Annotated in this window: 23 protein-coding genes and 1 riboswitch; of the genes, 13 read left to right on the forward strand and 10 right to left on the reverse strand. The window is 69.1% G+C overall.

The window, feature by feature from the left end; all coding sequences use genetic code 11:
- Window positions 1-161: 161 nt before the first annotated feature.
- From ACTWQO_RS07225 to ACTWQO_RS07265, 9 genes are all read left to right on the forward strand, one after another.
- Window positions 162-926, forward strand: coding sequence for a GntR family transcriptional regulator (locus tag ACTWQO_RS07225; RefSeq protein ID WP_443236378.1), 765 nt, complete (start codon window positions 162-164; stop codon window positions 924-926).
- A gap of 97 nt (window positions 927-1023) precedes the next feature.
- Window positions 1024-3162 (forward strand): carbon starvation CstA family protein, encoded by a 2139-nt coding sequence (locus ACTWQO_RS07230; protein WP_443236379.1) that lies wholly within the window; start codon window positions 1024-1026, stop codon window positions 3160-3162.
- Window positions 3134-3334, forward strand: a complete 201-nt coding sequence (locus tag ACTWQO_RS07235; RefSeq protein ID WP_443236380.1) for a YbdD/YjiX family protein — start codon at window positions 3134-3136, stop codon at window positions 3332-3334. Before ACTWQO_RS07230 ends, ACTWQO_RS07235 begins: the two co-directional genes overlap by 29 nt.
- A gap of 129 nt (window positions 3335-3463) precedes the next feature.
- Window positions 3464-3718, forward strand: coding sequence for a DUF3311 domain-containing protein (locus tag ACTWQO_RS07240; protein ID WP_443236381.1), 255 nt, complete (start codon window positions 3464-3466; stop codon window positions 3716-3718).
- Window positions 3715-5346, forward strand: coding sequence for a monocarboxylate uptake permease MctP (mctP, locus tag ACTWQO_RS07245; RefSeq protein ID WP_443236382.1), 1632 nt, complete (start codon window positions 3715-3717; stop codon window positions 5344-5346). The genes ACTWQO_RS07240 and mctP overlap by 4 nt, the downstream gene beginning before the upstream one ends.
- A 96-nt stretch (window positions 5347-5442) precedes the next feature.
- Window positions 5443-5946, forward strand: coding sequence for a GNAT family N-acetyltransferase (locus ACTWQO_RS07250; RefSeq protein ID WP_443236383.1), 504 nt, complete (start codon window positions 5443-5445; stop codon window positions 5944-5946).
- Window positions 5947-5999: 53 nt separating this feature from the next.
- Window positions 6000-6128, forward strand: a riboswitch (cobalamin riboswitch).
- A 122-nt stretch (window positions 6129-6250) separates the two neighbouring features.
- Window positions 6251-8596: a ribonucleoside-diphosphate reductase subunit alpha gene (locus tag ACTWQO_RS07255; protein WP_443236384.1), complete on the forward strand. Its 2346-nt coding sequence runs from the start codon at window positions 6251-6253 to the stop codon at window positions 8594-8596.
- Window positions 8596-9609, forward strand: coding sequence for a ribonucleotide-diphosphate reductase subunit beta (locus ACTWQO_RS07260; RefSeq protein WP_443236385.1), 1014 nt, complete (start codon window positions 8596-8598; stop codon window positions 9607-9609). The genes ACTWQO_RS07255 and ACTWQO_RS07260 overlap by 1 nt, the downstream gene beginning before the upstream one ends.
- 218 nt (window positions 9610-9827) lie before the next feature.
- Window positions 9828-10793: a GlxA family transcriptional regulator gene (locus ACTWQO_RS07265; RefSeq protein WP_443236386.1), complete on the forward strand. Its 966-nt coding sequence runs from the start codon at window positions 9828-9830 to the stop codon at window positions 10791-10793.
- Between the two features lie 4 nt (window positions 10794-10797).
- Here ACTWQO_RS07265 and ACTWQO_RS07270 read toward each other — a convergent pair whose 3' ends face one another.
- The 10 genes from ACTWQO_RS07270 to ACTWQO_RS07315 all read right to left on the reverse strand — a co-directional run bounded on the left by ACTWQO_RS07270 (window position 10798) and on the right by ACTWQO_RS07315 (window position 20775).
- Entirely contained in the window at window positions 10798-12174 is a 1377-nt protein-coding gene (locus ACTWQO_RS07270; RefSeq protein ID WP_443236387.1) for a bifunctional albaflavenone monooxygenase/terpene synthase, read from the reverse strand.
- Window positions 12171-13256 (reverse strand): epi-isozizaene synthase, encoded by a 1086-nt coding sequence (gene cyc1 / locus ACTWQO_RS07275; RefSeq protein WP_443236455.1) that lies wholly within the window; start codon window positions 13254-13256, stop codon window positions 12171-12173. The genes ACTWQO_RS07270 and cyc1 overlap by 4 nt, the downstream gene beginning before the upstream one ends.
- A gap of 299 nt (window positions 13257-13555) precedes the next feature.
- On the reverse strand, window positions 13556-14206 hold the full coding sequence (gene def / locus ACTWQO_RS07280; protein WP_443236388.1) for a peptide deformylase: 651 nt from the start codon (window positions 14204-14206) through the stop codon (window positions 13556-13558).
- A gap of 127 nt (window positions 14207-14333) precedes the next feature.
- Entirely contained in the window at window positions 14334-15314 is a 981-nt protein-coding gene (locus ACTWQO_RS07285) for a tetratricopeptide repeat protein (protein WP_301983862.1), read from the reverse strand.
- Window positions 15315-15427: 113 nt separating this feature from the next.
- On the reverse strand, window positions 15428-16675 hold the full coding sequence (locus ACTWQO_RS07290) for an HD-GYP domain-containing protein (RefSeq protein WP_443236389.1): 1248 nt from the start codon (window positions 16673-16675) through the stop codon (window positions 15428-15430).
- Window positions 16672-17979 carry an HD-GYP domain-containing protein gene (locus ACTWQO_RS07295; RefSeq protein WP_443236390.1) on the reverse strand — a complete coding sequence of 436 codons (1308 nt, stop codon included), beginning with the start codon at window positions 17977-17979 and terminating at the stop codon, window positions 16672-16674. Before ACTWQO_RS07295 ends, ACTWQO_RS07290 begins: the two co-directional genes overlap by 4 nt.
- Window positions 17980-18088: 109 nt before the next feature.
- On the reverse strand, window positions 18089-18391 hold the full coding sequence (gene rsrA / locus ACTWQO_RS07300; RefSeq protein WP_443236391.1) for a mycothiol system anti-sigma-R factor: 303 nt from the start codon (window positions 18389-18391) through the stop codon (window positions 18089-18091).
- Window positions 18388-19071, reverse strand: a complete 684-nt coding sequence (gene sigR / locus ACTWQO_RS07305; protein WP_362938823.1) for an RNA polymerase sigma factor SigR — start codon at window positions 19069-19071, stop codon at window positions 18388-18390. Before sigR ends, rsrA begins: the two co-directional genes overlap by 4 nt.
- A gap of 257 nt (window positions 19072-19328) precedes the next feature.
- Window positions 19329-19958, reverse strand: coding sequence for an alpha/beta hydrolase family protein (locus ACTWQO_RS07310; protein WP_443236392.1), 630 nt, complete (start codon window positions 19956-19958; stop codon window positions 19329-19331).
- A gap of 1 nt (window position 19959) precedes the next feature.
- Entirely contained in the window at window positions 19960-20775 is an 816-nt protein-coding gene (locus ACTWQO_RS07315) for an SOS response-associated peptidase (RefSeq protein ID WP_443236393.1), read from the reverse strand.
- Window positions 20776-20825: 50 nt separating this feature from the next.
- Between ACTWQO_RS07315 and ACTWQO_RS07320 the strand changes: the two genes are divergently transcribed.
- The 4 genes from ACTWQO_RS07320 (at window position 20826) to ACTWQO_RS07335 (ending at window position 24427) form a co-directional block, all read left to right on the forward strand.
- Complete coding sequence (locus ACTWQO_RS07320; RefSeq protein ID WP_443236394.1) at window positions 20826-21539, forward strand: M50 family metallopeptidase; 714 nt, start codon at window positions 20826-20828, stop codon at window positions 21537-21539.
- A 113-nt stretch (window positions 21540-21652) separates the two neighbouring features.
- A complete protein-coding gene (aroA, locus tag ACTWQO_RS07325; protein WP_443236395.1) occupies window positions 21653-22978 on the forward strand; it encodes a 3-phosphoshikimate 1-carboxyvinyltransferase in 1326 nt (441 codons plus the stop codon).
- Window positions 22979-22990: 12 nt separating this feature from the next.
- On the forward strand, window positions 22991-23998 hold the full coding sequence (rsgA, locus tag ACTWQO_RS07330) for a ribosome small subunit-dependent GTPase A (RefSeq protein ID WP_443236396.1): 1008 nt from the start codon (window positions 22991-22993) through the stop codon (window positions 23996-23998).
- Between the two features lie 105 nt (window positions 23999-24103).
- Window positions 24104-24427, forward strand: coding sequence for a DMT family transporter (locus ACTWQO_RS07335; protein WP_362938841.1), 324 nt, complete (start codon window positions 24104-24106; stop codon window positions 24425-24427).

The following is a 24427-nucleotide window of genomic DNA, read 5'->3' on the forward strand; positions in this document are numbered from 1 at the left end:
CATATGCAGGAACCTTTAAGTAAGAAGACAGCGAAATGAGCGCGCGCGGAGTACTGTCGTCCGCTAGACCACTTACCTCTGTGGACTAGACCAAAAGAGGCGGCGACGGTATACAGAGGGGATCACGATGTGACCCGCATCCGGAGCCGGGAAGGCAGAGCATGAGCACCGACGTCAGCAGTGCGGAGAACGAGGGTGGGGCCACCGTCCGTACCGCGCGCGTGCCCAAGTACTACCGCCTGAAGAAGCATCTGCTCGACATGACGGAGACGCTGCCGCCCGGCACCCCGGTCCCGCCCGAGCGCACCCTCGCCGCGGAGTTCGACACCTCGCGCACCACCGTGCGCCAGGCACTCCAGGAGCTGGTCGTCGAGGGCCGTCTGGAGCGGATCCAGGGCAAGGGCACCTTCGTCGCCAAGCCCAAGGTCTCGCAGGCGCTCCAACTCACCTCGTACACCGAGGACATGCGCGCCCAGGGCCTCGAACCCACCTCGCAGCTCCTCGACATCGGCTACATCACCGCCGACGACCGCCTCGCCGAACTGCTCGACATCACGGCCGGCGGCCGGGTGCTGCGGATCGAGCGGCTGCGCATGGCCAACGGCGAGCCGATGGCGATCGAGACGACCCACCTGAGCGCCAAGCGCTTCCCGGCACTCAGGCGCAGCCTGGTGAGGTACACCTCGCTCTACACCGCCCTCGCCGAGGTCTACGACGTCCATCTCGCCGAGGCCGAGGAGACCATCGAGACCTCGCTGGCCACCCCCCGCGAGGCCGGCCTGCTCGGCACCGACGTCGGCCTGCCGATGCTGATGCTGTCCCGCCACTCGCTGGACCGGGAGGGACAACCGGTGGAGTGGGTGCGCTCGGTGTACCGGGGGGACCGCTACAAGTTCGTCGCCCGACTGAAGCGGCCGCAGGAATAGGGCCCGTTCGTAGAGCGAACACCTGCACGCGGTGTAGCGCAGATCACATTCCTGTTCTACGGTCCTCCCGTCATCGCATGGACGGGAGGGCGAGCCGGTGCGCACCGCGAACGTTCGAACGATCGTCATCTGGAGTCTTGTCGCGCTGGTCGGAGCCATCGGCTGGGCCGTGCTCGCGCTGGCCAGGGGCGAGGACGTGTCCGCCGCCTGGATGGTCGCGGCGGCCCTCGGCTCGTACGCGATCGGCTACCGCTTCTACGCCAAGTTCATCGCGTACAAGGTCCTGAAGGTCGACAAGACCCGGGCCACTCCGGCGGAGCGGCTGAACAACGGCATCGACTTCCATCCCACCGACCGCCGGGTCCTGCTGGGCCACCACTTCGCCGCGATCGCGGGCGCCGGACCGCTGGTCGGGCCGGTGCTCGCGGCGCAGATGGGCTATCTGCCGGGCACGATCTGGATCATCGTGGGCGTCATCTTCGCGGGCGCGGTCCAGGACATGGTGGTGCTGTTCTTCTCCACGCGGCGGGACGGCAGGTCGCTGGGCCAGATGGCGCGGGAGGAGATCGGCCCGTTCGGCGGTGCGGCGGCGCTGCTGGCCGCCTTCGCCATCATGATCATCCTGCTCGGGGTGCTGGCGCTGGTCATCGTCAACGCCCTCGCGCAGTCCCCGTGGGGCACCTTCTCCATCGCGATGACGATCCCGATCGCGCTGCTGATGGGCTTCTATCTGCGGGTGCTGCGTCCGGGCCGGGTGGCCGAGGTCTCCCTCATCGGCGTCGCGCTGCTGCTGTTCGCGCTGGTCGCGGGCCGCTGGGTCGCCGAGTCGTCCTGGGCCGACACCTTCACCCTCGCGCCGTCCACGCTGGTCATCTGGCTGGTGGCGTACGGCTTCATCGCTTCGATCCTGCCGGTGTGGATGCTGCTCGCGCCCCGCGACTACCTCTCTACCTTCATGAAGATCGGCACCATCCTGCTGCTGGCGCTCGGCGTCGTGATCGCGTTGCCGACGCTGAAGATGCCGGCGGTCACCGACTTCGCCTCGCGCGGTGACGGGCCGGTGTTCGCGGGTTCGCTGTTCCCGTTCGTCTTCATCACGATCGCCTGCGGTGCCCTCTCCGGCTTCCACTCGCTCATCTCGTCCGGTACGACGCCGAAGATGATCCAGAAGGAGACGCAGGTCCGGATGATCGGCTACGGCTCCATGCTGATGGAGTCGTCGGTCGCGATCATGGCGCTGGTGGCGGCGAGCATCATCGACCCGGGCCTGTACTTCGCGATGAACGCGCCGTCCGGCGTCATCGGCACGACCGTGGAGAACGCCTCGCAGGTGGTGGGCAGTTGGGGCTACCAGATCACCCCCGCCGAACTCGCCAAGGCGGCCCAGGACGTGGAGGAGTCGACGCTGCTGTCCCGCACCGGCGGCGCACCCACGCTCGCCGTCGGGGTCTCGCAGATCTTCTCCGAGGTGACCGGCGGGGGCCTCAAGGCCTTCTGGTATCACTTCGCGATCATGTTCGAGGCGCTGTTCATCCTGACCGCGCTGGACGCCGGCACGCGCGTGGGCCGCTTCATGCTCCAGGACACCCTCGGCAACATCTACCGGCCGTTCAAGAACATCAGCTGGAAGCCCGGCCTGGTCATCACCAGCGGCATCGTGTGCGGGCTGTGGGGCTACTTCCTGTGGGTCGGCGTCCATGAACCCCTCGGCGGAATCAACCAGCTCTTCCCGATCTTCGGCATCTCCAACCAGCTGCTGGCCGCCGTCGCCCTGGCCGTCTGCACGACCCTGCTGGTGAAGTCCGGGCGTCTCAAGTGGGCCTGGATCACCGGGGTTCCGCTCGCCTGGGACGCGACGGTCACGCTGACCGCCAGCTGGCAGAAGGTGTTCTCGTCCGATCCGAAGGTCGGCTTCTTCAAGCAGCGCCAGGTGTTCCAGGACGCCATCGACCGGGGCGAGGTGCTGGCGCCCGCCAAGTCCATGGACGACATGCGCACCGTGGTCACCAACTCCACGGTGGACGGCGTCCTCACCGCGATCCTGGCGATCCTGATCGTCGTCGTGATCGTCGACGCGACCCGCGTCTGCGTCCGTCATGTCCGCCGCCCGGCCCTGTCCACGCTGAGCGAGGCACCGTACGTCGAGTCCAAGCTCGTCGCCCCGGCCGGGCTGATCCCGACCCGGGAGGAGAAGGAGGAGGAGCGCGATGCGGTCGGCAGTGGCACGGGCTCTTAGGGGTGTGCGCTGGTACGTGCGGGAGTTGACCGACGAGTCGGCGTACGACCGGTATGTCGCGCACATACGAAAGGACCACCCTCAGGCCGAGGTGCCGTCCCGGCGTGACTTCGAGCGGATGCGTACGGACCGGCAGGAGGAGGATCCGCGGCAGGGTTTCCGCTGCTGCTGAGAATGCCTGGTGGGGACGTCTGGTGAGGATCGCGCCCGGAATGCGGACGGGGACTTCCGCTTTCGCGACACCGTGACCTAGATTGCCTGCGCGTTACACAGGTGATCAGTGAGGGGACGGAGCCGCGGGATGTCACAAACATCGGAAGTGAACAGAGGGACGGTGACACCCGCCAGGGTCGTCATCGCGCTCTGCCTATTCGCGCCCTTCGTGGCGATGTTGTGGGTGGGTTCGTACGCGAAGGAGGACCCGGCCTTCATCGGCATCCCGTTCTTCTACTGGTACCAGATGGCCTGGGTGGTCATCTCCACCGTGCTGACGATGGTCGCGTACAAGCTGTGGCAGCGTGACCAGCAGGCACGCAAGGGGGGTGCCGGAAAGTGAAGGACGGCGTGAACGGCGTCGCACTCGCCGTCTTCATCCTCTTCTTCGTGGCCGTCACGGTCATGGGCTTCATGGCCTCGCGCTGGCGCAGGGCCGAGAACGAGCAGACCCTGGACGAATGGGGCCTGGGCGGGCGCTCGTTCGGCACCTGGATCACCTGGTTCCTGCTAGGCGGCGACCTGTACACGGCGTACACCTTCGTCGCCGTACCGGCGGCGATCTACGCGGCGGGCGCGGCCGGCTTCTTCGCGGTGCCCTACACGATCCTCATCTACCCGATGATGTTCGTCTTCCTGCCGCGGCTGTGGTCGGTCTCGCACAAGCACGGCTACGTCACCACGTCGGACTTCGTCCGGGGCCGCTTCGACTCCAAGGCGCTGTCGCTGGCGGTCGCCGTCACCGGCATCCTCGCCACGATGCCGTACATAGCGCTCCAACTGGTCGGCATCCAGGCTGTGCTGGACGTGATGGGCGTCGGCGGCGGCGAGGACACCAACTGGTTCATCAAGGACCTGCCGCTGCTGATCGCCTTCGGCGTGCTGGCCGCGTACACGTACTCCTCGGGTCTGCGGGCCCCGGCGCTGATCGCGTTCGTGAAGGACGCGCTGATCTACATCGTCATCGCGGTCGCGGTCATCTACATCCCGATCAAGCTGGGCGGCTTCGACGACATCTTCGCCAAGGCGAGCGCCGCGTTCAGCCAGACCAACCCGGCGACGGGCGCGCCACGCGGTGCGACGGTCCCGGGTGACGCGAACCAGTGGACGTACGCGACCCTGGCCCTCGGCTCGGCCCTCGCACTGTTCATGTACCCGCACTCGGTGACGGCCGTGCTCTCCAGCCGCAGCCGTGACGTCATCCGCCGCAACTCCACGATCCTGCCGCTGTACTCGCTGATGCTCGGCCTGCTCGGCCTGCTGGGCTTCATGGCGATCGCGGCAGGAATCAAGGTGGAGAACGGCCAGTTGGCGATCCCGCAGCTGTTCGAGACCATGTTCCCCGACTGGTTCGCGGGTGTGGCCTTCGCGGCGATCGGCATCGGCGCGCTGGTGCCGGCGGCGATCATGTCCATCGCGGCGGCCAACCTCTTCACCCGCAACATCTACAAGGACTTCATCAAGCCGGACGCCACGCCGGCGCAGGAGACCAAGGTCTCCAAGCTGGTGTCCCTGCTCGTGAAGGTGGGCGCGCTGGTCTTCGTCCTGACCATGGACAAGACGGTCGCGATCAACTTCCAGCTCCTCGGCGGCATCTGGATCCTCCAGACCTTCCCGGCCCTGGTCGGCGGCCTCTTCACCCGCTGGTTCCACCGCTGGGCCCTGCTCGCCGGCTGGGCGGTCGGCATGATCTACGGCACAGTCGCCGCGTACGGCGTCGCCTCCCCGACCCAGGACCACTTCGGCGGCTCCAACAAGGAGATCCCCGGCATCGGCGAGATCGGCTACATCGGCCTGACGGCGTTCGTCCTCAACCTGGTCGTGACGGTCGTCCTCACCTTCGCACTGAAGGCGATGAAGGCCCCCGAGGGCGTGGACGAGACAAGCCCGGCGGACTACACGGGCGAGGCAGGCGACCCGGGAGTCAAGACGGAACTGCCCCCGGCGACGGCGGCTGCAGCGCCCCATTAGGGGCGCGGGGAACTGCGCGACCAGCCACGACGAACCCGCAGCGGGCCGCCGAAATCAAGCACTACGGCGGCCCGCTCTTCATGCACACTCACCTGCATGGACATAGTGATCCGGCCCGTAGAACCCACCGAATACGAAACCCTCGGCGACATCACAGCCCAGGCCTACCTCCAGGACGGCCTCCTGGCCTTCGGCGAGAGCGACTCGTACCTGAGCGAACTGAAAGACATCGCGAAGCGCGCCGCCGCGGCCGACGTCCTCGTGGCCACACAGGGCGACCAACTCCTGGGCGGAGTCACCTTCGTCCCCTCCCCCGGCCCCATGGCCGAACTCGCCCGCCCCGGAGAGGCGGAGATCCGCATGCTCGCCGTAGCCCGGGCGGCCCGCGGCAGAGGCGCCGGAGAAGCCCTCGTGCGAGCCTGCGTCGACCGGGCGAGGACCGCGGAGCGCACCGCCGTCGTCCTGTCGACCCAGCGCACCATGCTCGCCGCCCACCGCATCTACGAGCGCCTCGGCTTCACCCGCGCCCCGGAACGCGACTGGAACCCGATCCCGGAGCAGCCCGAGTTCACTCTCCTCACTTATGAGTTGACGCTCTGAAGCCGATGGCGACACAACATATGGGGGTGCTACTCCCGCCCGGCACAAGATGTATGCTCATGCTCGCTGTCGCCGCAGGGGAATCCGGTGCGAATCCGGAACTGTCCCGCAACGGTGTACTCATGCGTGTTCATACACGTATGGGAGTCAGTCCGAGGACCTGCCGACAGCGCGCCCGGCCACTCGGCCGGTGCGCCCGACGTCCGGGCCTCGTGGAATGGGCCGGTGGGCGCGACGCCATGTGCGCTCGTGTGCTGCCCCCTGCCCTCCGCAAGGCCCCGTGCCGAGCGAGGGAGAGCCCCACGTGACCATCGCGCCAGCCGAACCGGCCTCAGCGATCCAGGACACCGACGGACCGGGAACCGCACTGCTGCGGACCCTGACCGAGCTGACCGCCGACCTCCCCGACGCCGACCCCGGCCGGGTCGCCGCCGCCGCGCTGCGCGGCAAGTCGGCCCGGGCGGACGAGTCGGAGTTGCGCGAGCTGGCCACCGATGCCGCGGCCGGCCTCATCTCGGAGGACCCCGCGTACTCCCGGCTGGCCGCCCGTCTCCTGACGATCAGCATCGCCGCCGAGGCAGCCTCGCAGGGCGTCACGTCGTTCTCCGAGTCGGTCGCCGTCGGTCACCGCGAGGGCCTCATCGCCGACCGCACCGCCGAGTTCGTACGGCTGTACACGGCCCGCCTGGACCACCTGATCGACCGTGAGGCCGACGACCGCTTCGGCTACTTCGGCCTCCGCACGCTCCACTCCCGCTACCTCCTCCGGCACCCGATCACCCGCAAGGTGATCGAGACGCCCCAGCACTTCCTGCTGCGCGTAGCCGCCGGTCTCGCCGAGGACGACACGGTCCGCTCCGTCGACGAGGTCGCCGCGCTCTACGCGCTGATGAGCCGCCTGGACTACCTCCCCTCCTCCCCCACCCTCTTCAACTCCGGCACCCGGCACCCCCAGATGTCGTCCTGCTACCTCCTCGACTCCCCCAAGGACGAGCTGGACTCCATCTACGACCGCTACCACCAGGTGGCCCGTCTCTCGAAGCACGCGGGCGGCATCGGCATCGCCTACTCCCGCATCCGCTCCCGCGGTTCACTGATCCGCGGCACGAACGGGCACTCCAACGGCATCGTCCCGTTCCTGAAGACCCTGGACGCCTCGGTCGCCGCCGTGAACCAGGGCGGCCGGCGCAAGGGCGCGGCGGCGGTGTACCTGGAGACCTGGCACTCCGACATCGAGGAGTTCCTGGAGCTGCGCGACAACACCGGTGAGGACGCCCGCCGTACGCACAATCTGAACCTCGCGCACTGGGTCCCGGACGAGTTCATGCGCCGGGTGAACGCGGACGGGGTGTGGTCCCTCTTCTCCCCCGCCGACGTGCCCGAACTGGCCGACCTGTGGGGCGAGGAGTTCGACGCCGCGTATCGGAAGGCGGAGGCCGCAGGGCTCGCGCGCAAGACCATCCCGGCCCGTGACCTGTACGGCCGCATGATGCGTACCCTCGCGCAGACCGGCAACGGCTGGATGACCTTCAAGGACGCCGCCAACCGCACCGCCAACCAGACCGCCGAGCCCGGCCATGTCGTCCACTCCTCCAACCTCTGCACGGAGATCCTGGAGGTCACGGACGACGGCGAGACGGCGGTGTGCAACCTGGGGTCGGTCAACCTCGGCGCGTTCGTGAACAACGGGGACATCGACTGGGAGCGGCTGGACGAGGCGGTCCGCACCGCCGTCACCTTCCTCGACCGCGTCGTCGACATCAACTTCTACCCGACCGAGCAGGCGGGCCGCTCCAACGCCAAGTGGCGCCCCGTCGGGCTCGGCGCGATGGGCCTCCAGGACGTCTTCTTCAAGCTGCGCCTGCCCTTCGACTCACCCGAGGCCAAGGCCCTGTCCACCCGTATCGCCGAGCGCATCATGCTGGCTTCGTACGAGGCCTCCGCCGACCTCGCCGAGCGCAACGGGCCCCTCCCCGCCTGGCAGAAGACCCGTACCGCCAAGGGTGTCCTGCACCCCGACCACTACGACGTCGAGCTGACCTGGCCCGAGCGCTGGGCGGCCCTGCGGGAACGCATCGCCGAAGTCGGCCTGCGCAACTCGCTGCTCCTGGCCATCGCGCCCACCGCGACCATCGCGTCCATCGCCGGCGTGTACGAGTGCATCGAGCCGCAGGTCTCCAACCTGTTCAAGCGGGAGACGCTGTCGGGCGAGTTCCTCCAGGTCAACTCCTATCTGGTGCAGGAGCTGAAGGCGCTCGGCGTCTGGGACGCCCGCACCCGCGAGGCGCTGCGTGAGGCGAACGGCTCGGTGCAGGACTTCGCCTGGATCCCCGGGGACGTACGACGGCTCTACCGCACGGCGTGGGAGATCCCGCAGCGCGGACTGATCGACATGGCCGCCGCCCGGACCCCGTTCCTGGACCAGTCCCAGTCCCTGAACCTCTTCTTGGAGACGCCGACCATCGGCAAGCTCTCCTCGATGTACGCGTACGCCTGGAAGTCCGGGCTGAAGACGACGTACTACCTGCGCTCGCGCCCGGCGACCCGGATCGCCCGTGCCGCACAAGCCACTGTCCCCGTTCAGGCGGCCGCAGAAGAAGCCGTCGCCTGCTCCCTGGAAAACCCCGAGTCCTGCGAGGCCTGCCAGTAATGACCACCCGTAACCAGCATCTCCTCGACCCGGGCTTCGAGCTGACCCTGCGCCCCATGCGCTACCCCGACTTCTACGAGCGCTACCGGGACGCCATCAAGAACACCTGGACCGTCGAGGAGGTCGACCTCCACTCGGACGTCACCGACCTCGCCAAGCTCACGCCCGCCGAGCAGCATCTGATCGGCCGCCTGGTGGCGTTCTTCGCGACGGGTGACTCGATCGTCGCCAACAACCTGGTGCTGACGCTGTACAAGCACATCAACTCCCCCGAGGCGCGGCTGTACTTGAGCCGTCAGCTCTTCGAGGAGGCCGTCCACGTCCAGTTCTACCTGACGCTGCTGGACACCTACCTCCCCGATCCGGAGGACAGGGCCGCCGCGTTCGACGCCGTGGAGAACATCCCGTCCATCCGCGAGAAGGCCGGGTTCTGCTTCAAGTGGATCAACGAGGTCGAGAAGCTGGACCGCCTGGAGACACAGGCCGACCGGCGCCGCTTCCTGCTCAACCTGATCTGCTTCGCCGCGTGCATCGAGGGCCTGTTCTTCTACGGGGCCTTCGCGTACGTCTACTGGTTCCGCAGCCGGGGTCTGCTGCACGGCCTGGCGACCGGCACCAACTGGGTGTTCCGCGACGAGACGATGCACATGTCCTTCGCGTTCGACGTGGTCGACACGGTCCGCAAGGAGGAGCCGGAGCTCTTCGACGACCAGCTTGAGCAGCAGGTCACCGACATGCTGAGGGAGGCCGTCGAGGCCGAGCTGCAGTTCGCGCGCGACCTCTGTGGTGACGGCCTCCCGGGGATGAACACGGAATCGATGCGGCAGTACCTGGAGTGCGTCGCCGACCAGCGGCTCAGCCGCCTCGGCTTCGCTCCGGTGTACGGCTCCGAGAACCCCTTCTCCTTCATGGAGTTGCAGGGGGTTCAGGAACTCACCAACTTCTTCGAGCGGCGTCCTTCGGCGTACCAGGTGGCGGTGGAGGGCACCGTCGACCTGGACGAGGACTTCTGAGTCTTACGTTCCGCCTCCCTCAGTTGTCGGTCGATCCGGCGGTCGTGGATCGCCCCCACGAGCGCCGGACCGCCGAGCATGGAGAAGAGGATCACGAGGGCCATGAGTTCGAGGAATGTGTTCATGCGGTAAGTCTCGTACTGGCAAGACACTCCTGACAGTGGCAGGACTGCCGGACACCCTCGAATTACTGCCAGCGGCAGTGGCACACTGGCAGCATGCTCAAAAACGTGGCCGTCGCCCTGCTCGACGGCGTTCATCCCTTCGAACTCGGTGTGGTCTGTGAGGTCTTCGGCCTCGACCGCAGCGACGAAGGGCTGCCGGTGTACGACTTCGCGGTCGTCTCGGCGGAGGGCCCCGCGCTGCGCACCCATGTCCCCGGGTTCACGGTCTCCACGCCGTACGGGCTCGAGCGGCTCGACGAGGCCGACCTGATCGCCGTACCGGCGGGCAGCGACTACATCGGCCGGGACTATCCGGACGAGCTGCTCGACGCCCTGGTCAGGGCCACGGACCGGGGTGCCCGGGTGCTCAGCGTCTGCTCCGGCGTCTTCGTCCTCGGTGCCGCCGGGCTGCTCGACGGGCGGCGGTGCGCGGTGCACTGGCGGCAGGCGGACGAGCTGGCCCGGCGCTTCCCGCGCGCGATCATCGAGCCCGATGTGCTGTACGTGGACGAGGACCCGGTGATCACCTCGGCGGGCACGGCCGCCGGCATCGACGCCTGTCTGCACATCGTGCGCAAGGACGAGGGGCCGGAGGTCGCCAACGCCATCGCCCGGCGCATGGTCGTACCACCGCACCGGGACGGCGGGCAGGCCCAGTACATCGAGCGGCCGCTGCCCCGGTCGCAGTGCGACACGGTCGGCGAGGTGCTGGTCTGGATGGAGGAGCACCTCGACGAGGAGGTCACCGTCGAGCAGCTCGCCGCGCGGGCGCACATGTCGCCGCGCACCTTCGCCCGCCGCTTCCAGCAGGAGACCGGCACGACTCCCTACCGCTGGATCCTGCGTCAGCGCGTGCTGCTGGCCCAGCGGTTGCTGGAGGCGACGGACGAGACGGTGGACGCGATCGCGGCCCGCACCGGGTTCGGTACCGCGGCCGCGCTGCGCCATCAGTTCGTACGGTCGATCGGGACGACCCCGCAGGCCTACCGGCGCACATTCCGGGGCCCCGAAGCGGCCTGACGCGTCACCTCGGTACGGGCCTCAGCAGCAGTCGGTGCGGGCGCAGTGTGATGCCCACCCGGGTGCCGTCCTTGGAGCCGGGCACCTGCTCGAAGCGGTACTTGGTGGCCAGTGCCGCCGTGATCAGCGTCAGCTGGGCCATCGAGAAGTGGTCGCTGGGGCACTTGCGGTTGCCGACGCTGAAGGGGCTCATGGCGTATTTGGGCACGTCCTTGACCCGCTCGGGCAGCCAGCGGTCCGGGTCGAACTCCTCGTTGCGCCCGTAGGAGAGCGGATCGCGCTGGATCGCGTACGGGCTGTACACGATGTCGGCCCCGGCCGGAATGCGGTAGCCACCGAGTTCCGTGTCGGTCACCGCCCGTCGCGTCAATATCCATACGGCCGGTCGCAAACGCATGGCTTCGACGACGACATTGTTGGTGTGCCTGAGCTTACGGACGTCGTCGAATGCGACGGGCCGGCCGCCGGTCACGGATTCGACCTCCGCCTTCACCTTGTCCGCGTGTTCGGGTTGTTCCGCGAGCATGTGCAGCAGCCACATGATCGTGGACGCCACTGTTTCGCTGCCGGGGGTGAGTATCGCGACGACCTGGTCGTGGATCTCCTGTTCCCCGATGGGGTCGCCATTGTCGTCCTTCGCCTCCAGCAACGCCGTCAGCAAATCGTCCGGCCTTTGACCAGATGCCCGGCGTTCGGCGACGATCTCGTCGACCAGGAGATGCAAATCGGCCAGCGCCCGGTTGAATTTGCGGTTGGGCGGCAGAGGCAGCCGGTAGAGCGGCCCGAGCGGGACGACCATCCTCCGGTACATACCACGGAACACGGTGGCGAGCGCGACACACAGTCGTTCCGCCCGCTCGTCCATGTAATCGCCGCGCAGCAGACAGCGGGCGGCGATCCGCACCGCGATCCGGAAGGACTCGGAGGTGCAGTCGATGGTCTCGCCGGGCTGCCAGCGCTTTGTCAGCCCATGCGCCTCCTCCTCCATGATCGGCCCGTACGCCGGGATGGCGTCGAGCCGGAAGGCGGGCTGGATGGTGCGGCGCTGGCGCCGGTGCCGCGGGCCGTTCGCGGTGGCCACGCCCTCCTTGCCGAGCAGGCCTTCGAGCGACTCCCACAGCGGGCCGTCGATCTTGAAGCCGGTGCTCAGCGCCAGCGCTCCGGTGAGGGCCGGGGTGGTGACGGCGTACACCGTCTTCGGGCCGAGCTTCAGCCGGACGACGTCGCCGTGCTCGCGCAGCCGGGCCATGAAGGCCAGCGGGTCGCGGACCAGCTTGAGGCCATGGCCGAGGCCGGGGACCCCGCCGCCCGCGAGGGGCGGCTCACGCAGCTCCGATGCCCCATGTTCCGGGGCTTCGGGCTTCACGGACTCGACGGTCATTTCTCACCTGCCGCTTCGTTGTTGACGTACGGGGGCGTGGACCGGTCGTCCCAGGAGTCGACCCGGTAGCGGCCGGACTCGTGGTGGAACCAATAGACCGTGCTGAACCAGTTCCGCATATTGCAGACACAGGCCCGCACGGCGGCGCTCAATTCCTTTCCCCGCACCGTTCCGTCGTCGAGCCAGTCGGCGAAACGCAGGGCCTTCTTTTCGACGACCAGGAATTCGGAGATGCATCCTTCGACGCGTCGCCGCACTTCCCCGATCGCCGCTTCCAGTGTCATCCCCTCATGCTTGATGAGACTGATTCCGAGATTGTGGACCTCATCGCCTGCGATTTCCTTGGGCAACGAACAGAGGTCGTTGTACCAGGCGGCGAATTCCTGGCTCAGCAGGGCCGCCCGGCGATATACCGGGTGTTTCCGCACGGTGTCCGGCAGTTCCTGGCCCGCGCTCGGTTCCAGCAGATCCGTCCAGATCCAGTGCGCGAAAGTGAGGCGGCGCAGTGCGAGATATTCCTCGACCGTCGGGACGACTCCCTCGGTACGGTTGCGGAATTCCCGGTCGTACGCCTCGATCACCGCGTGGAAGTGCCGGGCGAACCGCGCGTTCCAGGTTTCGGGCAGGAACGAGTACAACCGCACCATGCTGTCCGCGAACCCCGCGACCAGGGGATCCTCGTGGTGCAGATGGTCCTCGGGGGAATCGAGGGCCGTATGCAACCGGAACCTCAGCCGCCGCCAAGCGGCCGGCCGGCCGTGCACGATGTCGCGGTCGTGCCGGTCGTCCCAGACGAAGAACCACGCACTGTAGTCCGCAATCGCCTGGAGGACGTCCTCGGGGGCACCAATGTAGTAGCCCGCCATGAGGTCCGTGTAGCACAAGCCGTCGGCATATTCCTCCACCTTGTCCGCCGGCATGAGCCTTTTTTCCAGTAGCCAGGTGCGGGTCTTCTCCTGGAGCCTGGGCCAATACGGATGGAGTTGCCTGGGAAACGCTGCCTCGATCACCGGTAGAGAGAGCGATGGTGGGACCGCGACCGCCGTCGGTGTCGATGTGGTGCTGTGCGAGAAAGCATGCACGAACAAACCCCTCTCAGCCGCCAGTTGCACACACCCCTCCCGCCGTGCCGGGCGTGCGCCGTTGCGTATCCCCGCACTTCCATTCAGCACCACAACTGACCGATCTGGGAACGCATTTGCTCCATTCACTACCCCACGGTGCCGAGAACGTCCCCTTGTGTGACTGAATATGGGTCACCGGCTGCACGCATACGATCGAACGTGCGACGGACATGCGAACGGCGCCTGGTCAGGAAGGGGATCCTGAACAGGCGCCGTACGGAAGGGAGTTGTGGGGCTCCAGTGGCCCCCGGTCGGCTTCAGTCGTTCGCGACCACGGGGTAGCGGGGCTCGTTCTCGGCCATCTGCCGCAGCGCGTCCTTGCGTTCGCGCTTGGAGAGCCGGTCGATGTAGAGGTACCCGTACAGGTGGTCCGTCTCGTGCTGCAAACACCGGGCGAAGTAGCCGGTGCCGCGCACCTTGATCGGGTTGCCCTGCTCGTCCTGACCGGTCACCTCGGCGTAGTCGGGCCGGGCGAGCGGTGCGTAGGCCGTCGGCACCGACAGACAGCCCTCGTTGCTGTCGTCCAGCCGGCGCTGCTCGGCGGGCAGGTCGACCAGCTTCGGGTTGCAGACCACGCCCACGTGCCGGACGCCCTGGTCGTCCTGGCAGTCGTAGACGAAGACCTTCAGGTCGACGCCGATCTGGTTGGCGGCCAGGCCCACGCCCTCGGCGGTGCGCTGCGAGGCGAACATGTCCGCGATCAGCTGCTGGAGCTCCTCGCCGAAGTCGGTGACGTCCTTGCACTCCTTGTGCAGTACCGGGTTCCCGACGACGGTGATCGGCCGCGAGGTGCCGTGCTCACGCCAGGCGTGCTCCCGCTCCTCCGCGTCCTCGGTGTCGACGACGAACCCCTCGTCGTCCACGGGGAGCACGCCCGCGTGCTGCTGCTCGGTGTCCTGCTGGGCCATGACCGACGTATGCCTTCCTGCACAAGAAAAGAGGGTGTGATGCTGATACAGGGTACGGGGAGCGCCCCGTCAGGGGCGCGGGGAACTGCGCGACCAGCCACAACGGACCCGCAGTCGGCCTCGGTCCTCAGCAGACCTCTTCGAGATCCCGCCAATCCCGCGAATCCGGACTGTCAGCAACCCACCCGTCCAGCAACCCCCGAACCAGCGAGGCCGGCGCAGCCACCCCGCACTCCCGCTCCGGCACCCACAGCTGCCCGTCGGTCCGATGGCCGAGCGGCCCGGGATGCCCCGGCTCACTGTGATCATGCGGATCGAGATGCTCCCCGTCGCCCTCGTCGGACGGCATCCGGGACTCGGAGCACATCCGACAGAGCAACCGCACCGAAGACGACCAGTCCTCCGCGGCGAACCCCGCATCCGCAGCCAACTGCTCCAACGCGTCCCTGTCGGCCTCGCTGGCCGCCTCCAGCAGAACCACCCAGGTCGGCACGGGGGACGGCGCCCACAGCTCGATCTCGTCGAACACGGGATACGCGTGCCCCGCGGCGATGGTCCGCTCGCCGTGCGGAACCCCGTCGTGCAGCACGACCTCGCCCCAGCGCCGCCCCGACGACGGCAGCGGAATGGACAGCACCTCGATACGCGCGGGATCGAGCCGCCGCCCCCACACGACCTCGGCCTCGCCCTCCGGCGACAGCCGTACGGCCGCACTGCCCAGGTCCATCCCGACGGGCTCACCGGACGCGCTGGGACCGCCCGGCACCCGCAGCCCGTACGCCTGCCAGGCACGGCGGGCCAGCGGCCAGTCCTGGAGTGCGGTGGCGGCGATGCCGACGTTCCACCAGTCAGGTGCGCCGGTCTCCCGGTCGAGCAGCGCGACGGCCCTGAGGCCCGCGGCCCGCGCCTGCTCCCAGTCGTGCCGGAATTTGTGCAGCAGGGCCAGGTTGAACCAGGACTCGGAAAGCCAGGGCTCCAGATCGGCGGCCCGTGTCAGGAGCGCGCCCGCGTCCTCGTACCGACCGTCCCCGATCAGCGTGAACGCGCGGTCGGTGGCCTGCCGCCAGGAGGCGGAGGGCCGGTGCCGTCCCTTGCCGAAGATCCTCACGATTCCCGCCTGCCAGTTCCGTGGAGTGGGCTGGCTGTGCCTTTCGCGCCCCCGGACACCCTCTCCTGCGCATCAAACCACGTACGGCTGGAGGGGCGCTCATTACCCATGGGTTACCCAGCCCCGGGCAGGGTCAGACAGTCCTTGGCCAGCACACGGGCCAGCGACTCGACCACCTCGGGTGCGTAGTCCCCGGCGGTCGCGAGCCGCAGTTCCTCCAGGGCCCGCAGCGGCCCGCCGGGGCCGGCGTCCCGCGCCTTCTCCTCGTAGGCGTTCACCGCCCGTACGATCCGTGCGGCCACGGGCTGCTCCCGGCAGGGGTCGGCCTGCCGTTCCACGACCGTGGCGACCTGGGGGCTCACCCCGGTCTGCCGTACGACGGCCCCGCCGAGCAGCGCGATCCGCCGCTGCTCGGACGCCGGGAGCGCGGCGGTGGCTCCCGCCGGGACGGGATCGACGAGGCTGAGCTGACCGATGTCGTGCATGAGTGCCGCGTACTCCAGGACGGTGAGGTCGGGCCCGGACAGACCCATGTCGCGCCCGACCGCCCGGCTGAGCGCGGCCACCCGCCGGGCATGGCCCGCGGGGGTGTATCCGGCGATCTCGGTGGCGCGGGCGAGGGAGGCGATGGTCTGCCGGTAGGTGGTGCGGACGGCGGCGTAGCGCCGGAAGGAGAGCTGGGTGAGCAGCAGCGGCAGCGAGAAGACGGGCAGCGCCCACAGCCCCACGACGGCCACCGCGAGCGCCATCACCGCGCCGGTCGCGCACACGGCGGACCCGATACCGAGCATGCCCCGCAGCTCGTCCCGCAGCAGCGGTCCGAAGGGCCACCCGGTGCGGGAGTGCGCGAGGGCCGCGGTGAGGACGGCGTCGCACAGCGCGGTGAGTGTGAGCAGCGCGACGAGCAGCAGGGCGTACGCGGGTCCCGCGCCCTTGCCGAACGCGCCCTGGTTGTACAGGGGTTGGAAGCAGAAGGCGGCGAAGGCGACGGTCAGGATGCGCCGGGCCAGATGATCGGCCGTGGGCCCCTGTCCTCGCGCGATGTGCGGCACGCTCCCGACGAGCGAGGCGGCGAGCACGACGGTGACGACCTGCGGGACGCCGTGTTCCGTGGCCCGTCCCGCGTCCTCCCCGAGCAGCGCGTAGGCGAGCGCCCCCGCCGCCCCGAGCGGCGCTGACTCCCTGACCTCGGCCCCGCTCCAGCGGGCGAGTTCACCGAGGGCCACGAGGACGGCGAAGGCGAGGGCGACGGAACGGTCGTCGAGGCCGGTCCAGAGGGTGTGGGCGAGGGAGGCGGCGGCGAGACAGAGCGCGCAGGTGTGGATGAGGGTCACCAGCGGCCGCCGGCGTGCGAGGCTCATCGCCGCGCTCCCAGGCGGCTCGCGGCGGGCGTCGCGGGTGGGGTGGCGCACGGTTCCTCCCCCGCGGTGACCTTCGGGTGCCAGCCGTGTCTGCCCAGGGCCCGGACCAGTGCCTCGACCATCCGGGGATCGAACTGCGCTCCCGCGCACCGCTGCAGCTCCTCCAGCGCGACCGCGACCGGCCTGGCCCGCCGGTAGGACCGCGTGGACGTCATGGCGTCGAAGGCGTCGGCGACGGCCACCACCCGCGCGCACTCCGGGATCTGGGTGCCCACCAGCCCGTACGGATACCCGCTCCCGTCCAGCCGCTCGTGGTGATGCAGCACCGCCGCCCGCGCCTCGCCCAGGAAGGCGATCCCGCGCACCATCTCGTGCCCGTACTCGGGATGCAGCTCGATGACCCGCCGCTCCTCGGGGGTCAGCGGCCCGTCCTTGCGCAGCAGCCGCGTAGGCACGCCCAACTTCCCCACGTCGTGCAGGATTCCGGCGAACCGCAGGACTTCGACGCGTTCGTCGTCCATGCCCAGCTCACGCGCGATCATCGTCGACGCGTGCCCGACCCGCTCGCTGTGCCCGCGCGTGTACTCGTCCTTGATGTCGACGGCCTGCACCAGCGCCCGGATGGTCGCCTGGTGCGCCGCCCGCTCCCGGTGGTACTGCGCGAACACCCAGGCCGACACGCACATCGGCAGCAGTACGAGCAGCGCGGCGAACGGCCCGTACGGGCTGCGCCACAGGACGGCCATCATCAGCCCGGCGAGCCCGTGGACGCCGATCGGCGCAAGGGATCGTAGAAACAGACCGCGCCAGGCCCGCCGTACCGGCACTCGCTCGGCGAGGGCCAGAATCGAGCCGTCCAGCGCGCTGAGCACCAGGCAGAACGCGAGCACCGCGCCCAGGGCGGGCAGCAGCGCGTACGGGAAGTCGGATGCCACGACCGCGTCCCGGCCGCCCAGCGCCCAGTGGACGCGGGCCGCCGCCCAGACGGCGACGACGAGTTCGGCCGCCCGCCAGATCCGCCGCAGCGCCCGGGGCCGACCCGCTACGGGGGACAGCAGCGCTCCGGGCACCGCGACGAGCGCGGCGGCGGGCGGCGGCAGCAGAAAGGCCCCGGCCAGCAGGACGGGATAGAAGGTGCCGAGGAACCGCCACCGGGTGATCTGCTCGCATCCGGCGTAGAGCGCGGCGAGCAGCGCGACCGCCCACCAGGGCGTGTGCACGGACGGCAGCGGGAGGAGGCAGACCAGCGCACCGAGGGCGACGCAGGCGACGTACGCGCGTGCCCGCGCTGGTATCGCCTCCATGACGTCCCTCCCCGACGGTGCCCGTACCGGCTCAGGAGCCTAGGGCGGCGGGTGGGACGGCCGCGGGTCGATGACCCGCGGTTAGCACGTTCGAGTGACGACAGGCCGTTCAGGACTCCTGTGGGGTCGCCGTCACGTCATGGTCCGGCACCGTCTGCCCGGAGCGGATCAGGTCGATCCGCCCCAGGACCTTGGAGCGCAGGTCGGTGGGTACGTCGTCGTGACCGCAGCACCGCTTGACGAGCTTCTTCACGGCCTCTTCGAGCCCGTACTTCTCCAGGCACGGCGAGCACTCCTTGAAGTGCTGCTTGAACTTGTCGCGATCGACGTCCGGCATCTCACTGTCGAGGAACTCGTAGAGATGGTCCAGGACTTCACTGCAGTCCGTCTCGTGCGGCTCTCCGCAGCTCATGAGCCCGAGCCTTTCGCTTCGTTCGACTCTCCGGCGCCGGCCGGGACAAGCCCGCGCTCACGGGCGTAGTCCTCGAGCATGCCGCGCAGTTGACGGCGGCCCCGGTGCAGCCGGGACATCACCGTACCGATAGGTGTCCCCATGATGTCCGCGATCTCCTTGTACGCAAAGCCCTCTACGTCCGCGAGATAGACGGCGATACGGAATTCCTCGGGGATCGCCTGCAACGCTTCCTTCACGTCCGAGTCGGGCAAGTGGTCGAGCGCCTGCGACTCCGCGGAGCGCAGACCCGTCGACATGTGCGACTCGGCACGGGCGAGCTGCCAGTCCTCGATCTCCTCGGCCGCGGAGCGCTGGGGTTCACGCTGCTTCTTGCGGTACGAGTTGATGAAGGTGTTGGTGAGAATCCGGTACAGCCACGCCTTGAGGTTGGTGCCCTCACGGAACTGGTGGAAGGACGCGTACGCCTTCGCGTACGTCTCCTGCACCAGGTCCTCGGCGTCGGCCGGGTTGCGCGTCATGCGCAGCGCGGCCGAATACATCTGGTCGAGGAATTCGAGCGCGTCCCGCTCGAAGCGCACGTTGCGCTCCGCGGTGGACTCCGCGCCCATGCCCTGGCCCTCGGGCTGCTCCGCCTGGCCGTTGTCGGTCCCTGCGTCGATCCCAGTGACCGGACCCACCTCCTCAAGATTCCGGGCAGCACCGACACCGGTGTCACCAGACTCGGAGGATAGACGACGACCCGTCCCCGCCGCCCCTCGAATCGGGGTGGTCTTGGCCGCGTGCAGCACCGTCCAGTCCAGGTCAGTGCGGCTGCTGCGGCTCGGGCATACGGTCGAACCCATGCGGCGGACTTCCTCTCCCACGACGTCGGTGCTGGTTTCTCAGCACTTCTGTCCCGCTCAACAGTGGTCCGCGGCCCAACATTCCCGGGGCTTCACCCCAGTGACCCGGTCCACTTCACGACCGCGTCGGTGATGATCGCCACGACCTCGTCCGGCCCCATCTCCGCCCGCTTCGGCACGGCGAAGCCATGATCGCCGTACGGCACCTCGACCAGTTCATAAGTGCCCTTTGGGAATTCCTCAGGCCTCCCGAACGGGTCGTTGCCGCCCTGTACGACGAGCGTGGGCACCCCGGCGCCGAGCAACTCGTCGGCGCGGGACTTCTCGGGCTTGCCGGGCGGGTGCAGCGGGAAGCTGAGGGCGAGGACGCCGACGGCTCCCAGCTCCACGGCCGTACGGCAGGCGACGCGGGCCCCGGCACTGCGCCCGCCCGAGATCACCGGCAGCCCGGACTCGGCGACCACGGGCCAGATGCCCCGCCATCCCACGTCCAGGGTCTTCGGCGCGGGCGCCAGCTTCTTCCCGGCCACCCGCCAGGGCTGCTCCACGAGGGCGACGCTCACGCCGTGCCCCGGCAGCTCGGCGGCGATCGCCCGTAGGTCCCGCGCCTCGATGCCGCCGCCCGCGCCATGGCTCACCGCCAGCACGAGCCGCGCCTTCTTCGCCCGGTGCCAGGTGATGCGGGCGTCCCCCGCGTCGGTGCTGATGATCTCGGTCGTCACGCTAGAAGAGTGTGCCCTCTTCGGGCCCTTCCAGCTCCTTCAGCAACTCCGGCCCGTTGTTGCGGACGTTGCTGACCGCGGTGGTGACGGGGTAGGCGCGCATCAGTCCGGGGGGCGGCGGGGCGAGCAGTCCGCGCAGGTCGTCGGGGTCGGAGCGGGACGGGTCGAGCCAGGCGTCCCAGCGGTCGGGCGTCAGCATCAGCGGCATCCGGGGGTGGATGTCGGACAGCGTGTACGGCCCGTCGGCGGGCGCCACGGCCAGCGGGGTCTGCTCCGCCTCCGTCGTGATCACCGAGCAGGTCACCCACCAGGCCAGCGGATGCTCGTCGGGCAGCGTCTTGTCCCGCCAGAACTCGTACAGCCCGGCCATGGCGAACACGGACCCGTCGGCGGGGAGCACGAAGTAGGGCTGCTTGCGCGGCCGCTTCTTCTTCCCCTCCTCCTCCAGGTCCCGCTCCTGCTTGCCGGTGACCCACTCGTAGTAGCCGTCGGCGGGCAGGATGCACCGGCGGGCGGCGAAGGCACGGCGGTACGACGGCTTCTCGTGCACCGTCTCCGCCCGCGCGTTGATCATCCGCGCGCCACCCTCGGGGGTCTTCGACCAGGAAGGGACGAGCCCCCACTTGAGCTTGCGCAGCTGCCGAACCGGTCGCTTCTCGTCGGCGTCTTTCACAGGACGGTCCAGGACCGCGTAGACCTCTTTGGTCGGGGCCACGTTGTAGTCGGGCTCCAGGGTCTCCTCGGGCTCCCACTTCTCGATCTCAAAGATTCCTGCGAGATCCTCGGGCCTACGACTCGATGCATACCGTCCGCACATACGTGCCACACTGCCAGACTCCGTATGAACAGAGGGAGCACCCCGGACACATGGACAGCAGCACAGCGACCTCTCTGTGGGACGAGCTGATCGGCACCCAGACCGACCCGGACGTGTGGGTGGTGATCGCGACCCTCGTCGCCGCGGTCGCGGTGGTCGTCCCACACGGCCTGTGGCGCCTCGCCCGCAACGCCATCACCATCGCCCACGAAGGCGGCCACGGCCTGGTCGCACTGCTCACCGGCCGGCAGCTCACCGGCATACGCCTGCACTCCGACACCAGCGGCCTCACGGTCAGCCGCGGGAAGCCGTACGGCCTCGGCATGATCCTCACCGCCGCCTCCGGCTACACCGCTCCCCCACTCCTCGGCCTCGGCGGCGCCGCCCTCCTCGGCGCGGGCCGCATCACGCTGCTGTTGTGGCTGGCCACAGCCCTGCTACTCGCGATGCTGGTGATGATCCGCAACGCCTACGGCGCCGTGACGGTCGTCCTCACCGGCGGCACGTTCGTCCTGGTCTCCTGGCTGGCAGGTCCCCAGGTGCAGGCGGCGTTCGCGTATGCGGTGGTGTGGTTCCTGCTGCTCGGGGGCGTGCGCCCGGCGTTCGAGCTGCAGGCGAAGCGGGCGCGGGGAGGGGCGGGAGATTCGGACGCGGACCAGCTGTCGAGGCTGACGCATGTGCCGGCGGGGATGTGGCTGTTCCTGTTCCACGCGGTGTCGCTGTGTTCGCTGATAGGTGGAGGCCGTTGGTTGCTGGACACGTGAGGTCAGCGCCCCTTCAGGGGCGCGGGGCTGTATCGATTTGCGGCTCCGCCGCGTGGCGCGACCAGCCACGACGGCGCCGCACCCGAAGCACAGCCCCCTACTAGAGTGGGCCTATGGCTTTGAACCCCTCAGACACCGCCCTCTGGCCCGCCCCGCACGCGAGCGGAGCCGTCGACGCGACGGTCCACGTACCGGGGTCCAAGTCCGTCACCAACCGCGCACTCGTACTGTCTGCCCTCGCCTCGGAGCCCGGCTGGCTCCGCCGCCCCCTCCGCTCCCGCGACACCCTGCTGATGGCCGACGCTCTCCGGGCGATGGGCGTCGGCATCGAGGAGGGCGTCGGCCCCAACGGCACGGGCGAGACGTGGCGCGTCCTGCCCGCTGGGCTCCGTGGCCCCGCCACGATCGACGTCGGCAACGCAGGCACCGTCATGCGCTTCCTGCCCCCTGTCGCCGCCCTCGCCGACGGCGAAATCCGCTTCGACGGCGACCCGAGGTCGTACGAGCGCCCCCTGAGCGGCGTGATCGACGCCCTGCGCGTCCTCGGCGCCCGGATCGACGACGACGGCCGCGGCACGCTACCGCTGACCGTGCACGGCGGCGGTGCGCTGGACGGCGGCCCGGTGGAGGTCGACGCGTCCACGTCGTCCCAGTTCGTGAGCGCGCTGCTGCTCTCCGGCCCGCGCTTCAACCAGGGTGTGGAGGTCCGCCACATCGGCGCGACGCTGCCCTCGCTGCCGCACATCCGGATGACCGTCGACATGCTGCGCAGCGTCGGCGCCCAGGTGGACACCCCGGAGTCGGGCGGCGAGCCGAACGTCTGGCGGGTCACGCCGGGTGCGCTGCTCGGCCGGGACCTGACGGTGGAGCCGGATCTGTCCAACGCCCAGCCGTTCCTGGCGGCGGCGCTGGTGACCGGCGGCAAGGTGCTCGTCCCGGACTGGCCGGCGCGGACCACCCAACCCGGTGACCGGCTGCGGGAGATCTTCACCGAGATGGGCGGTTCCTGCCAACTGACCGAGTACGGCCTGGAGTTCACCGGGTCCGGCGCGATCCACGGCATCGATGTCGACCTGAGCGACGTAGGCGAACTCACCCCCGGCATCGCGGCCGTGGCCGCCCTCGCCGACTCCCCCTCCACGCTGCGCGGCGTGTCGCATCTGCGGCTGCACGAGACGGACCGGCTGGCCGCGCTGACCAAGGAGATCAATGAACTCGGCGGCGATGTGACGGAGACCGCCGACGGGCTGCACATCCGCCCGCGCGCGCTGCACGGCGGGATCTTCCACACGTACGAGGACCACCGCATGGCCACCGCCGGCGCGATCATCGGCCTCGCGGTGGAGGGCGTACAGATCGAGAACGTGGCGACGACGGCGAAGACGCTGCCGGACTTCCCCGACCTGTGGACCGGGATGCTCGGGAGCGATAGGGCGTAGGGGACACACGCCATGCGTCGCTACGGCAAGCACACCGACGAGGACGACATCCGCAGCCGCCCGAACCGCAAGGGCAACCGGCCGCGGACGAACATCCGCCCCAAGCACGAGGACGCGGCCGAGGGAATGGTCCTCACCGTCGACCGCGGCCGTCTGACCTGCCTCGTCGACGACCGGATCATCATGGCGATGAAGGCCCGCGAGCTGGGCCGCAAGGCGGCGATCGTCGGCGACCGGGTGGCCATCGTCGGCGACCTGTCCGGCAAGAAGGACTCCCTCGCCCGCATCGTCCGCATCGAGCCGCGCACCTCGGTGCTGCGCCGCACCGCGGACGACGACGACCCGTACGAGCGCGTGGTCGTCGCCAACGCCGACCAACTCGCCATCGTCACCGCGCTCGCCGACCCCGAACCGCGCCCCCGCCTCATCGACCGCTGCCTGGTGGCGGCGTTCGACGGCGGCCTGGAACCGCTGCTCGTGCTCACGAAGTCGGACCTCGCCCCGCCCGACAAGATTCTGGAGCTGTACGGCGCCCTCGACATCCCGCACGTCGTCACCAGCCGCGAGGAGCTGGAGAACGGCGACGCGGCGGACCGGGTGCACGAGCAACTGGACGGCAAGATCACGGCGTTCGTGGGCCACTCCGGCGTCGGCAAGACCACGCTGGTCAATGCCCTGGTGCCGGAGGACCGCCGGCGCAGCACCGGACATGTGAACGCGGTGACCGGCCGCGGCCGGCACACGACGACTTCGGCGCTCGCGCTGCCGCTGCTCGCCGGCGGCTGGGTCATCGACACCCCGGGCGTACGGTCCTTCGGGCTGCACCACGTGGATCCGTCCCGGGTCATCCATGCTTTCCCGGATCTGGAGCCGGGCACCGAGGGCTGTCCGCGCGCGTGCAGTCACGACGAGCCCGACTGCGCGCTGGACGCGTGGGTGGCCGAGGGACATGCGGACCCGGCACGGCTCTACTCCCTGCGGCGGCTGCTGTCCACGAGGGAACGGAAGGAAGGCGACTGACCTTCGCGTTGTTTGTCTGAACGCAAGGTCGGTAAGTGCATAATCGCACCGAGTCCGATCCTGGCCAGACGAAGCAGTCGACGTGTACACACGGGAGGACAAGACATGGCGTGGCTGCTGGTGGTTGTGGCAGGACTCCTCGAAACCGGTTTCGCCGTCTGCTTGAAGCTGTCGCACGGCTTCACCAGGCTGTGGCCGACGGTCGCGTTCTGCATCTTCGCGCTCGGCAGCTTCGGCCTGCTGACTCTGTCCTTGAAGAAGCTCGACGTGGGCCCGGCCTACGCGGTGTGGACGGGCATCGGCGCGGCGGGCACCGCCATCTACGGCATGGTCTTCCTGGGCGACCTCGTGTCGACGCTGAAGCTCGTCTCGATCAGCCTGGTGATCGTCGGCGTCATCGGGCTCCAGCTGTCCGGCTCGGCCCACTGA

Origin of the sequence: Streptomyces sp. 4N124, assembly GCF_052245395.1 — a bacterium.
In the GTDB taxonomy this organism is placed as follows: Bacteria; Actinomycetota; Actinomycetes; order Streptomycetales; family Streptomycetaceae; genus Streptomyces.